Below are 12,032 nucleotides of genomic sequence, written 5' to 3'. Positions count from 1 at the left end.
CCCATTTCCATCAACCCGCCGCGGGGCGGCGGGCCGGGCGGGGCGGCCGGTAGTTCGTGAATCGGTGGTTACTCCGCGGGAGCAACCTTGAGCCAGCTCAGGGCCGCCTTGTGGTACGCGACCGCGAACTCGAGGGCGGCCGCACCGTATGCGTCGCCCGCCTTCTTGGCCTCCTTGGCCTGCTCCCGCGCCATCGCGAGAGCCTCGGAGTGATACTCGTTGGCGCCCGTGTAGAGCGTCTTGAGCTGGTTGCCGGAATGCTGCTGACCGAAGGCGACCCGCAGTGCGATCGGATTGCGGATCGCGTCGCGGCCCGGTGCCTCGGCGAGCCACCGGCTGAACGCGCGCTTGCCGGAGGCGGTGATTGCATAGGGCTGACTGGAACGTGGTCCCGGCTTGCCGAGGCGGACGAAGCCCATCTCGGCGAGCACCGGCAATTCGCGGTAGACCTGGCTCCGCGTCATCGACCAGTACGGCCCGAGGCGGCGTTCGGCAGCCGCCATGAGCTGTCCACCGGTCATCGGGCCCTCGTGGAGCAGGCCCAGAAGGGCGGCAGCCGTGGGATTGATTTGAGAGTCGGGCATGCCTTCTAAGCTGCCACTTTGTCGTCCCGGCGTCCAGGATTTCGCCCGATCCGTCCAATTTGCGTCTCCACAAGCGACTGTCCCGCACAGACAGTCCGACCACGAGGGTCGGGACCGGACGTTTTTCCGTTGGGGAGAACTCTCGCGCGGTACAATGGTTCATGAAAACGGTCAGACGGCGCTGCAGGGCGATAACCACCACATAAGCCCCAGATCGCGGCCCGGAATGCGCCGGGCCGCCGCGTGAAGAACACGCAGCGGCCCCTAAAGGCGACAATCAACCCATATGAGGATATTGCCAGCCGGTCGGCGCCTCGAAAGTTTCCTTGATCGTCCGGGGCGAGACCCAGCGGTGCAGGTTCAGCACCGAGCCGGCCTTGTCGTTCGTGCCGCTGCCCCGCGCTCCACCGAAGGGCTGCTGCCCGACGACCGCCCCGGTCGGCTTGTCGTTGATGTAGAAGTTGCCCGCCGCGTTGCGCAGCGCGCCGGCCGCCCAGTCGACAACGGTGCGGTCGGTGGCGAAGACCGCGCCCGTCAGCGCGTACGGGGAGACGGACTCGGCCTGGGCCACCGCCGCCTCGAAGGCGTCGTCGGCGTAGACGTGCACGCCGAGGATCGGCCCGAAGTACTCCGTCGTGAACACCTCGTGCGCCGGGTCGGCCGACTCCACAAGCGTCGGCGCGACGAAGAAGCCCTCGCTGTCGTCGGCCGAGCCGCCCGCCAGCACGGTGCAGGAGGCGCTGTTCTTGATCCGGTCGAGCGCGGCGGCGTGCTTGGCGAACGCCCTGCCGTCGATCACCGCTCCGCCGAAGGTGGACAGGTCGGTGACGTCGCCGTACCGGATGGACGCGACGGAGGCCGCCAGCCGGTCGCGCAGGCCGCCCTCCCAGATGGATCGGGGCACATAGGCCCGCGAGGCGGCGGAGCACTTCTGGCCCTGGTACTCGTACGCGCCCCGGATCAGCGCGGTGTGCAGCATGTCCACGTCGGCGCTGGCGTGCGCGAAGACGAAGTCCTTGCCGCCGGTCTCACCGACCAGCCGCGGGTACGTCTTGTAGCGGTCGATGTTCGAGCCGACCTCGCGCCACAGGTGCCGGAAGGTGGCCGTCGAGCCGGTGAAGTGGATGCCGGCCAGGTCCGGGTCGGCCAGCACCACGTCGGAGACCGCGAGCCCGTCGCCGGTGACCATGTTGATGACGCCGGGCGGCAGGCCGGCCGCCTCGAACAGCCGCATGGTGAAGTGCGCCGACAACTGCTGGGTCGGCGACGGCTTCCAGACCACCGTGTTGCCCATCAGCGCGGGCGCCGACGGCAGGTTGCCCGCGATCGCGGTGAAGTTGAACGGGCTGATCGCGTAGACGAAGCCCTCGAGCGGGCGGTGGTCGAAGCGGTTCCAGACGCCGGGCGAGGACTGCGGCTGCTCGCCGAGGATCCGCTCGCCGAACGCGACGTTGAAGCGCAGGAAGTCGATCAGCTCGCAGGCCGCGTCGATCTCCGCCTGCTGCACGGACTTGGACTGGCCCAGGATCGTCGCGGCGTTGAGCGTGTCGCGCCAGCCGCCGGCCAGCAGCTCGGCGGCGCGCAGGAAGACCGCGGCGCGCTCGCTGAACGGCAGGGCGCGCCAGCCCGGCGCCGCGCGCTTGGCGGCCGCCACGGCCGCGGCGGCGTCCGCCTGGGTGGCGTTGCCGGTGACACCGAGCACGTGGCTGTGCTTGTGCGGCTGGACGACGTCGATCCGGTCGCCGCCGCCCATCCGGCGGGCGCCGTCGATCGTCATCGTCAGGTCCAGCCGCTCGCCGGCCATCGCGTCCAGTCGTGCCCGCAGCGAGGCCCGCTCGGGGCTGCCGGGTGCATAACTGCGAACCGGCTCGTTCCTCGGATCCGGCACGGCAAGCAGGGCGTCCATCACGTACTCCTCGACCTTGTGGGTTCTCGCTGGGTGTCGACATCGTGTGTCGTGCTCCATCCTCGCACGCAGCGTTGGCCCTGGCCGGGGCCTCAGGGCGCACCACGGGCCGCGTACCCTGAGGCCCATGAGTGAGGCGGACAGCGAGGTCAAGACGGCCGGGAGCGCCCAGGAGGGCGCGGAACGGGCGTCCTCGAACGGCGTGCTGCTCGCGGCGGTCTGCGCCGTCTGGATGGCCACGATGCTGTGGTCCGCCCGGGCCACCATCACCGGCCGCACGGCCGCCGAGATGGAGGTGACCTCCACCGCGTACGCGCTGCCCGGCGCGGTCTCCGCGAGCCTCGTCGCGGGCGCGGCGGTCGCGCTCGCCGTCCTCGCCTTCCTGACCCGCTCGGGCCGCGGCGGCAGCGTCACGGTCCGCTTCGCCGTCGCGATCGGCACCGGGCTCTGCGTCGGCGCGCTGGGCGCCGTCTCGATCATCACGATCAACACCGCCGGCTGGCTGTATTCGGTGGTCGGCGGCACCGTGGCGGCCGCGGCGACGATCGGCGGGGCGCTGGCCTGCCTGCGCTACCCCCGGGTGACCGCGGCGGCGTGCTGGGGCGCGGTGACCGTCTTCGTGGTCGGCGTCGTGCTCAGCTCCCAGCAGGACTGGGTGCTGCCGGCGCTGGGCTCCGGAGACACCGTCGAGTCACAGGCCGGCGCCGCCGGCTGGTTCACGTTCGTCCAGTCCGTCCTCGCCGGCCTGGCGGGCGCCCTGGTGGCCTATCGCGCGCTGCGGCACGCCCGGCGCCGCACCGGCACCGACGTCGGCTGGCCGCTGTACGCGCTCGCCGGCGCGGGCCCCGGCCTGCTGCTGATGATCTGCGAGGCGCTCACCCGCACCGCCGGGTCGCGCGTGCTCGAGCTGGCCGGCAAGGTCAGCGAGCTGGAGCTGACCGTGCAGCAGATGCTGAACGGCTCGCGCCTCAACAGCGTCCTGATCGTCACCTTCGTCGGCGCGTTCACGGCGATCATCGCGGTGGGCCGGACCATGGGCACCGCCGCGCCGGCGGACGACGCGGCGGCCTCCGGGGACGACGACCCCCAGGGATGACCGCGTCAGAGCAGCTCGTCGAGCTCGCTCACGGCGTACCACTCGAGCTCGTGGTCCTCGGCCCCGTCCACGGTGAACTGGGCGTCGGGATCGCCGGCCAGCGCCTCCTCGACCACGTCGGCGGCCGCGCCGATCTCCTCCGCGGCGCCGGCGCCGTCCACGTGGATCGACGCGATCTCCTTCAGCGAGATCGCCTGCGGCAGCCGGACCGTGCTGGACCCCAGCTCGACGTCCTCACGCACCAGCGCGGACGAGACGACGTCGGCGGAGACGACCACCCGGCGGCGCGGCGCACCGGAATCGTGGCGCAGCAGCTGCAGGGCGGCCTGGGCGGCGCGGGTGAACGCCACGTACTCGAGCTCCTCCTCGTCGCCCTCCGCATACCACTCGCGCAGCGCCGGGGTGACCGCGTGCGCCACCGTCGGCCCCGCGCCCAGCTGCCCGGAAACCCGCATCTCGGCCAGCATCGGCACGGTGGCCGGCACATAGACCCGGACCAGATCGGTGATCGGCACTCTTCCCCCTGCGGTCGCCCGTCCCCGTAGTACACCGCCGGGGAGGCTACCGGAGGCACGTTTGCCGGGTCGTGCCCCTTTCGGTGTTTTCAGCATCCGCAGGCGGCCACCAGCGGGTCGGCCTCCCGCGCCACGTCGCCGGACGGCGTCCGCAGCGGGAAACCCTCGCGGATCCAGTACTCGACGCCGCCGATCATCTCCCGGACCTGGTAGCCCCGCAGCGAGAGCGCGAGCGCGGCCCGGGTCGCCCCGTTGCACCCGGGTCCCCAGCAGTACGTCACCACCGGGACCGCCGGGTCGAGCACCTCGCCGGCCCGCGCGGCGACGTCGGCGTGCGGCAGATGCACCGCGCCGGGGATGTGGCCCTGCTCCCACGCGGCGGCCGACCGGCAGTCGACGAGGACGAAACCGGGCGCCGCGGTCGCCGTCGCGGCGCGCACGTCCGCCACGTCGGTCTGGGTGGCGAGCCGCTCGGTGAAGATCTCGGCGGCCCGCTCGGAGGTCATCTTCATGGCCCAAACGCTATGGGCGCCGCGCCGCCCGGGGCACGGCCCGTCAACGGCGATGGATTGCCGAGGCGCTCGAATCAACGGTAGTTTCGCGCCATGTCCGTGGATCCCACACTCGACCGCACCGACTGGCGACTGCTCGAGGAGCTTCAGCGCGACGGCCGGGCCTCGTACGCGGACCTCGCCCGGGTCGTGGCGATGTCGCCGAGCGCGGTGGCCGAGCGGATCCGCCGCCTCGAGGAGGCCGGGGTCATCGCCGGCTACCGCGCCGCGGTGGACCCGGAGCGCGTCGGCCTGGGGGTGATGGCCTTCGTCCGGCTGCGCTACCCGACCGGCAACTACCGGCCGTTCCACGCCCTCCTGGAGAGCACCCCGGAGATCATCGAGGCGCACCACGTGACGGGCGAGGACTGCTTCGTTCTGAAGGTGCTGACCCGCTCGATGCGCCACCTCGAGGAGGTCACGGGCCGCATCTCGGGGCTGGGCGCGGTGACGACGAGCGTCGTCTACTCGAGCCCGCTGGCCGGCCGCGCGCTGTCGCCGGGCGAGCAAGGACAACCGTCGCAGGCAAACGGTGGCAAACTACGGTCAACGCAGGATTAGGGAGATCACCCGTGGAGTCCAGGTTCATGCTGCTGTCCGACGTGGCGGCCGAGCTGAACGTCTCGGACTCGCAGGTCTACCACATGGTCCGCAGCGGCGAGCTTCCCGCGATCAAGATCGGCGGGCGCGGCCAGTGGCGGGTGGAGCGCGCCAAGCTCGAACAGTACATCGAGCAGAAATACGCCGAAACCGCCTCCTGGGTCGAGAGCAACCCGCTGATCGAGCGCGACTCCGACTGACCCCGCCGTTTTCCACAGCCCTCGAACCTGGCATTGACGCGTCTCGACCCGCCGCGTCAAACTCGCTATCACAGGCAAACGAAGGCAAACGCAAGGATTGGCGGGCGCATGTCGATGGTCGAGGTGACGAGGCAAGGTCCTAGACCGGCGATCAGGCTCCGCCCGGCGCCCCGCCGCGAGCCGCTCTTCGACGACGAGCGAGACCCCGACAGCTGGACCTCGCCGGACCAGCTGGCCCTCGACTGGGCCCACCTGATCGCGGGCGACGCGCGCCCGGCCGCGGTGACCGAGGCGCCGCCCCCGCCGATACGCACCGTCGTGTCCGGCGTCTCGGCCGACGCCAAGCTGGCGGTCCGCCGCTTCGTCAAGCTCTGCGTCGAGGTCCTCAACGGCTACCGCCCGCCGGCGCACCTCCGCCGGCTCGCCCAGCCCCGCGAGGCCGCCGCGGTGGTGGCGGAGGGCCTGTCCGGCGCGCAGCGGGTGGCCCGGGTCAGGCGGGCGTCCTCCGATCGGCGGTGCCCGCGCCGCCCCGCCCCGGTCGCCGTCCTGCGGCTGCGGCTCTGCGAGCCCCGCGCGGGCGCCGTGGAGGCCGCGGTGGTCCTGATGATCGGCGACCGGGCCTGGGCCATGGCCCTGCGCCTCGAGCTGCACGAGGCGTCCTGGATGGCGACGACCCTCCGCCTGATCTGAGAGGCACCCGGGGCGTCCGCCGAGCACCGCAGGCGGCGGCCGCCCCGGGATCCACCCCGGAACGCAGAACGGCCCGCAGGCAACACGCCTGCGGGCCGGTAATGCTGGAGATCAGGCGCCGCCGGGGGCACCGTGGCAGCGCTTGTACTTCTTGCCCGAGCCGCAGTAGCAGGGCGCGTTGCGGGAGGGGCCATTGCCCGCGTCGGCCTGGCCCGAGGGCATCCGCGAGGCCCGGTTGGCGGAGCTGTGCGCGGGCCCGGCCGGCACGATCGGCGACCCGCCGAGGCCGAGCGCCGGAGCCTGCTGCTCCTGCTGGACCTGCGGGGCGCCGGCGCCCGCCGCGCCGTCGATCGTGGGCGCGGTGTACTGCAGCGCCTGCGGCCGGCGGTTGCCGCCCAGCCCCTTGGCGCGCACCTCGACCCGGGACTCCGACTCGGACTCCGAACCCGGCAGCGGAACCGCCTGCGACGGGTCGACCGTGACGGTGGGGGCCTCCTCGACCTGAACCTCGAGGTTGAAGAGGAAGCCGACGGCCTCCTCCTTGATGCCCTCCATCATCTGGTTGAACATGTCGAAGCCCTCGCGCTGGTACTCGACCACCGGGTCGCGCTGGGCGTACGCCCGCAGGCTGATGCCTTCCTGCAGGTAGTCCATCTCGTAGAGGTGCTCGCGCCACTTGCGGTCGATCACCGCGAGCAGCACCTGCCGCTCGAGCTCGCGAACCGCGTCCTCGCCCAGCTCCTCCTCGCGGGCCGCGTACGCCGCCTGCGCGTCCTTCTTCATCTCCTCGATCACGAACTCCTGATCGAGGCTGTTGCGCTCGCCGCCGGACTCCTCGACGAGCTCCTCGACGGTGACGCCGACCGGGTAGAGCCGCTTGAGGCTGACCCAGAGCTGGTCCAGGTCCCACTCCTCGGCGTAGCCCTCGGAGGTCGCCGCCGTGACGTAGTCGGCGATCACATCATTGATCATGTGCTGGGCCTGGTCGTGCATGTCCTCGCCGTCGAGCACCCGCTTGCGCTCGGCGTAGATGACCATGCGCTGCTTGTTCAGCACCTCGTCGTACTTGAGGACGTTCTTGCGGATCTCCGCGTTCTGGCCCTCGATCTGGGTCTGCGCGCTGCGGATCTGCCGGGTGACCATCTTCGACTCGATGGGCACGTCCTCCGGGATGTTGAAGCGGTCCATGACCGCCTCGACCGCGGCGGCGCGGAACCGCTTCATCAGGTCGTCCTGCAGCGAGAGGTAGAACCGGGACTCGCCCGGGTCGCCCTGCCGGCCGGAGCGGCCGCGAAGCTGGTTGTCGATGCGCCGGGAGTCGTGCCGCTCGGTGCCGAGCACGTAGAGCCCGCCCGCCGCGATGACCTCGGCGGCCTCGGTCTCGCAGGCCTCCTTCCAGGAAGGAAGGATCTCCTCGAGGACCTTCGCGTACTCCTCCGGGTCCTCGACCGGGTCGATGCCGCGCTGGCGCAGATCGCTCGCCGCGAGGAACTCGGGGTTGCCGCCGAGCAGGATGTCGGTGCCGCGGCCCGCCATGTTGGTGGCGACCGTGACCCCGCCCTTGCGGCCCGCCTGGGCGATGATCGTCGCCTCCTGGGCGTGGAACTTCGCGTTCAGCACGCTGTGCGGGATGCCGCGCTTGCGCAGCAGCGTCGAGAGGATCTCGGAATTCTCCACCGAGACCGTGCCGACGAGGACCGGCTGGCCCGTCGCGTGCCGCTCGGCGATGTCCTCGATGACCGCGTTGAACTTGGCCTTCTCGGTCTTGTAGATGACGTCCGGGTGATCGATGCGGATCATCGGGCGGTGCGTCGGGATGGAGACGACGCCGACCTTGTAGACCTGGTTGAACTCGCCGGCCTCGGTCTGCGCCGTACCGGTCATGCCGCCGAGCTTGCTGTAGAGCCGGAAGTAGTTCTGCAGCGTGACGGTCGCCAGGGTCTGGTTCTCCTGCTTGACCTCCACGCCCTCCTTCGCCTCGATGGCCTGGTGCATGCCCTCGTTGTAGCGGCGGCCGTGCAGGATGCGGCCGGTGAACTCGTCGACGATCAGGACCTCGCCGTTCTCGTCGACGATGTAGTCCTTGTCCTTGCGGTAGAGCTCCTTGGCCTTGATGGCGTTGTTCAGGTAGCCCACCAGCGGGGTGTTCACCGACTCGTAGAGGTTGTCGATGCCGAGCCGGTCCTCGACCCGGGAGACGCCGCGCTCGGTGATCGCGATCGTGCGCTTGGCCTGGTCGACCTCGTAGTCGCCCTCGCCGTCCGTGCCCTTCTGCAGGCGGCCGACCAGGGCGGCGAACTCGCCGTACCAGCGGGCGGAGTGCTCGCCCGGCCCGGAGATGATCAGCGGGGTCCGCGCCTCGTCGATGAGGATCGAGTCGACCTCGTCGACGATGGCGAAGTTGTGGCCGCGCTGCACGAGCTCGCCCGCCGACCACGCCATGTTGTCGCGCAGGTAGTCGAAGCCGAACTCGTTGTTGGTGCCATAGGTGATATCGCACTCGTACGCCGCGCGGTGCTCGGCGGCCGGCCGGTTCGGCAGGATCACGCCGACGCTCAGGCCGAGGAAGACGTGCACCCGGCCGACCCACTCGGCGTCGCGCTGAGCGAGGTAGTCGTTGACCGTGATGATGTGCACGCCGTCGCCGCTCAGTGCGTTGAGGTAGGCGGGGAACACGCCGGTCAGGGTCTTGCCCTCACCGGTCTTCATCTCGGGGATATTGCCGAAGTGCAGGGCGGCGCCACCCATCAGCTGGACGTCGTAAGCCCGCTGGCCGAGCACCCGCCGGGCACCCTCGCGGGCCACCGCGAACGCCTCGACCATGAGCGAGTCGAGCGATTCGCCGTCGGCGTAGCGCTCCTTGAACTGCTCGGTCCAGTCCCGCAACTCGTCATCACTGAGGTCGGTGTAGTCGTCCTCGATCGAGTTGACCGCGTTAGCGATCGCCTTGAGCCGTCGCACCATGCGGCCTTCGCCGGCGCGCAGGAATTTTTCCAAAATCGACACGGGTCAACGCTCCCCTAGACGGTCTGCCGAACCATCGTAGGCGTCTTGTCTGGGGGCCCGTGACCCGAGCCTCCCCTCAAGCTCGCAAAGTAGCCCAAAATGGGCAAGAAGTTCGCTGAGAGCGCATCATCGGCGCCGCTGCAACCTTTTGCCGGGCCGGGGCGTGTCGGGGCACGATTGCGGCCGGAAGGGCCGCCGGGAAGGCAGGCTTCATCGCGGAGGGCCGCTCAGGCAGACTCTGAAGATCTACGGAGTACGGCGGGACTGCTTGGTCGGTTCGCTGGTGAAGGGTGAGTCGACATGATCGTTCCCACTATCCAAGGCGAGGGCGTACGCCTGCGCGGCCTGGAGCAGCGCGACGTCGACGACCTGCTGGCCGGCTACGGCGACGCCGCGGTGCAGCGCTTCCTGCCGCCGCTGCCGGTGCCGTTCACCCGCGCGCAGGCCGAGGCCTACGTCAGCGACGTCGCGCCCGGCATGTTCGAGCACGGCGGCGGGCTCTACGCGATCGCCGACCCGGTCACCGACCGGCTGCTCGGCAGCGTCGGCCTGGACAAGGTGGTGCCGAACCGGGGCCAGGCCGAGCTCGGCTACTGGGTCGGACCCTGGGCGCGCGGGCGCGGCGTCGCGACCGCGGCCGTGCGGGCGCTGACCGCGCACGCCCTGCACACCGGCATGGAGCGCATCGAGCTGCTCACCCACCGGGAGAACGCGCTCAGCCAGCGGGTCGCGCTCGCCAACGGCTTCCGGCTCGAGGGGGTACGCCGCGGCGTGCTGCCCAACCGCGGCGGCGGGCGTGACGACCTGCTCGCCTACGCCCGGCTGGCCGGCGACGAGCCCGGACCCGGCGCGCGGCTGCTGCCCGACCTGCCCGGCGGCGAGCTGACCGACGGCGTGGTGACGCTGCGGCCGCTGTCCCCCGGCGACGTGGAGTTCTACGCCGAGATACACAGCCTGGAGGACGTCGTGGCGACGACCGTGCCGCCGGTGGCGCCCAGCCGCGAGAAGATCGAGCAGCGCTGCGCCTGGGCACAGTCGCACTGGCTGGCCGGCGACCGCGCCGACCTGATCATCGTCGACGCCGCCACCGGCACCCCGGCCGGCGAGATCGGGCTGTACTACCAGGAGCCCGGCACCGGGCAGGCGATGATCGGCTACAGCATGATGCCGGCCTGGCGCCGGCGTGGTTATCCCACCAGGGCGGCTCAGCTCGTCTCCCTGTGGGCGTTCGCCGAGACGGGCATCGCGCGGCTGATCGCGGGCGCGCTGCCCACCAACCTGGGCTCGCAGCGGGTGCTGGAGAAGGCGGGCTTCAAGCGCGAGGCCTACCTACGGTCGCGGCTGCCGGGCAACGATGGCCGGCGCAGCGACGACGTGCAGTTCGCGCTGGTGGCGGAGGACCTGCTGCGGGACGGTGCGCGCCTCGACGGCTGACGCGCGGGGTTGCCGCACGCCAGCCGGAGAGGGCTTCTTCTCAGCTATCCCGCGCTTTCGAGGCTGAGAATGCCGTAGTCGTACCCGCGACGCCGATAGACGACGCTGGGCCGGCCGCTCTCCTTGTCGTGGAACAGGTAGAAATCGTGGCCGACGAGCTCCATCTGGAAGAGGGCGTCGTCGACGGTCATCGGGTCGGCGGTGTGTTCCTTCTCCCGCACGATGCGCCAGGGCTGGCCGTCGTCGTGTTCCATCAGGTCGGTCGCCACGGACGACTCCCCCGCCCCGGGCGTCAGGCTCGGCAGGTCGGTGGGGAGTCCGGCGGTGGCGGCCGCAACGGATACCGGCGCGTGCCGTCCACGGTGTACGCGGCGGCGATCGGCCGCACGGCGCAGACGCCCGTCAAGCTTGTTGATGGCGACGTCCAGCGCCGCGTAGAAGTCCTTGGCGGTGGCCTCCGCGCGGATCACCGGTCCACGTGTCACCACGGTGATCTCGACGCGCTGGCAGTTGTCGGACTGCCGGGGATTGCGTTCGTGGAAGAGCTCCACGTCGACTCTGATCAGCTTCTGGTCGTAGCGTTCGACCTTTGCCAGCTTGTCGGCGACATGTTCCCGGTAGTGGTCGGGAACCTCTACGTTGCGGCCCTTGACGACAATGTCCACTCGTGACCTCCCCCAACGTTTCGTTCATGCGGGCGCCCTGACGACGGGGTGCCGGGGGCGCCGTACTACGACGCGGTGTGCTGGTTTCGGCGATGCCCGGATCATGGAGCGAACCACGCATCAGACCGAATCGGCTTTACGAGGACACTCCTTTCCGGTGCGGCGGGCCGAACCCTTTTGCAAGGGAACGCCGGTTTCGCTCCGGTGGCGGGTAAGTGCGGACGCTTACCCTCGTCACCAAGACGCTAACCTGCCGAGGCCCGCCCGTCACCCCTCGTTCGGGGAACGGACCCAGGGACTTTCGGCCCTGGCGGCGCCCCGGCCGCAGCCCGCGCCCCGGCCGGCATCCGGCCGCCGCGCAGTCTCGTAGCCGCCAGCACCGCAGCGCCTGTGACCTGCATATCCGCCTCCCGGAGACGACTCGTGACCGCTGCCAGAGTGGCCCCGGTCGTGACGATGTCGTCAACCACTATCAGGGTGCCTCTCATCGTCGGTCGGCGTCGCAAAACGCGGATCCATGTACCCCTGATTCGCAGCGAACTCTCAGCCGCGGCAGCGCGGGCCGCTACATCCAGTGACGCAGAGTCCGGTCGCGGCAGCGCCCGCAGCGGCCGGCCGACACCAGCGTTCCAGCCCGCCGACCGCAGCCGTCGCACGGCGTGTGCGGCCAGCCGCGCCATGTGATCGCCGCAGCGGCTGCTCACCTTCGCCGTGGTGATGCTGGGCACAGCGACGCTGCTGGTCGTCGCGGCCGCGCCGCTGATCACCATGATCCAGGCGAGCAA

The 12,032-nt window shown here is 70.7% G+C and carries 12 protein-coding genes; 5 read left to right on the top strand and 7 right to left on the bottom strand.

The annotated features are described in order from the left end of the window. Positions 1 to 68: 68 nt before the first annotated feature. On the bottom strand, positions 69 to 584 hold the full coding sequence (locus AB0F10_RS04885) for a PadR family transcriptional regulator (RefSeq protein WP_360620477.1): 516 nt from the start codon (positions 582 to 584) through the stop codon (positions 69 to 71). Between the two features lie 277 nt (positions 585 to 861). Further along, positions 862 to 2,490, bottom strand: coding sequence for an L-glutamate gamma-semialdehyde dehydrogenase (gene pruA, locus AB0F10_RS04880; protein ID WP_360620476.1), 1,629 nt, complete (start codon positions 2,488 to 2,490; stop codon positions 862 to 864). Positions 2,491 to 2,617: 127 nt separating this feature from the next. Between pruA and AB0F10_RS04875 the strand changes: the two genes are divergently transcribed. Next, positions 2,618 to 3,586, top strand: a complete 969-nt coding sequence (locus AB0F10_RS04875; protein WP_360620475.1) for a hypothetical protein — start codon at positions 2,618 to 2,620, stop codon at positions 3,584 to 3,586. Positions 3,587 to 3,591: 5 nt separating this feature from the next. Here AB0F10_RS04875 and AB0F10_RS04870 read toward each other — a convergent pair whose 3' ends face one another. Further along, positions 3,592 to 4,053, bottom strand: a complete 462-nt coding sequence (locus AB0F10_RS04870) for a DUF6912 family protein (protein WP_360620553.1) — start codon at positions 4,051 to 4,053, stop codon at positions 3,592 to 3,594. A gap of 137 nt (positions 4,054 to 4,190) precedes the next feature. Further along, positions 4,191 to 4,613 carry a rhodanese-like domain-containing protein gene (locus tag AB0F10_RS04865; RefSeq protein WP_360620474.1) on the bottom strand — a complete coding sequence of 141 codons (423 nt, stop codon included), beginning with the start codon at positions 4,611 to 4,613 and terminating at the stop codon, positions 4,191 to 4,193. A 93-nt stretch (positions 4,614 to 4,706) separates the two neighbouring features. On the opposite strand from AB0F10_RS04865, the gene AB0F10_RS04860 reads away from it, so the two are divergent. The 3 genes from AB0F10_RS04860 (at position 4,707) to AB0F10_RS04850 (ending at position 6,142) form a co-directional block, all read left to right on the top strand. Continuing rightward, positions 4,707 to 5,213 (top strand): Lrp/AsnC family transcriptional regulator, encoded by a 507-nt coding sequence (locus AB0F10_RS04860; RefSeq protein WP_360620473.1) that lies wholly within the window; start codon positions 4,707 to 4,709, stop codon positions 5,211 to 5,213. Positions 5,214 to 5,239: 26 nt separating this feature from the next. Beyond that, positions 5,240 to 5,452 (top strand): helix-turn-helix domain-containing protein, encoded by a 213-nt coding sequence (locus AB0F10_RS04855; RefSeq protein ID WP_360620552.1) that lies wholly within the window; start codon positions 5,240 to 5,242, stop codon positions 5,450 to 5,452. A 108-nt stretch (positions 5,453 to 5,560) separates the two neighbouring features. Continuing rightward, on the top strand, positions 5,561 to 6,142 hold the full coding sequence (locus AB0F10_RS04850; RefSeq protein ID WP_360620472.1) for an Rv3235 family protein: 582 nt from the start codon (positions 5,561 to 5,563) through the stop codon (positions 6,140 to 6,142). Between the two features lie 111 nt (positions 6,143 to 6,253). Here the strand turns inward: AB0F10_RS04850 and secA are convergent, their stop codons facing one another. Next, positions 6,254 to 9,148 (bottom strand): preprotein translocase subunit SecA, encoded by a 2,895-nt coding sequence (gene secA / locus AB0F10_RS04845; protein ID WP_360620471.1) that lies wholly within the window; start codon positions 9,146 to 9,148, stop codon positions 6,254 to 6,256. Between the two features lie 300 nt (positions 9,149 to 9,448). Here secA and AB0F10_RS04840 point away from each other — a divergent pair, with 300 nt between their 5' ends. Beyond that, entirely contained in the window at positions 9,449 to 10,582 is a 1,134-nt protein-coding gene (locus AB0F10_RS04840; RefSeq protein ID WP_360620470.1) for a GNAT family N-acetyltransferase, read from the top strand. A 44-nt stretch (positions 10,583 to 10,626) separates the two neighbouring features. Here AB0F10_RS04840 and raiA read toward each other — a convergent pair whose 3' ends face one another. Next, positions 10,627 to 11,247, bottom strand: coding sequence for a ribosome hibernation-promoting factor, HPF/YfiA family (raiA, locus tag AB0F10_RS04835; RefSeq protein ID WP_360620469.1), 621 nt, complete (start codon positions 11,245 to 11,247; stop codon positions 10,627 to 10,629). 245 nt (positions 11,248 to 11,492) lie between these two features. Then, a complete protein-coding gene (locus AB0F10_RS04830) occupies positions 11,493 to 11,735 on the bottom strand; it encodes a phosphoribosyltransferase family protein (RefSeq protein ID WP_360620551.1) in 243 nt (80 codons plus the stop codon). Positions 11,736 to 12,032 lie beyond the last annotated feature (297 nt).

This window comes from Actinoplanes sp. NPDC026623 (assembly GCF_040638275.1).
Lineage (GTDB): Bacteria > Actinomycetota > Actinomycetes > Mycobacteriales > Micromonosporaceae > Actinoplanes.
This window is presented reverse-complemented; position numbering and strand designations above follow the sequence as displayed.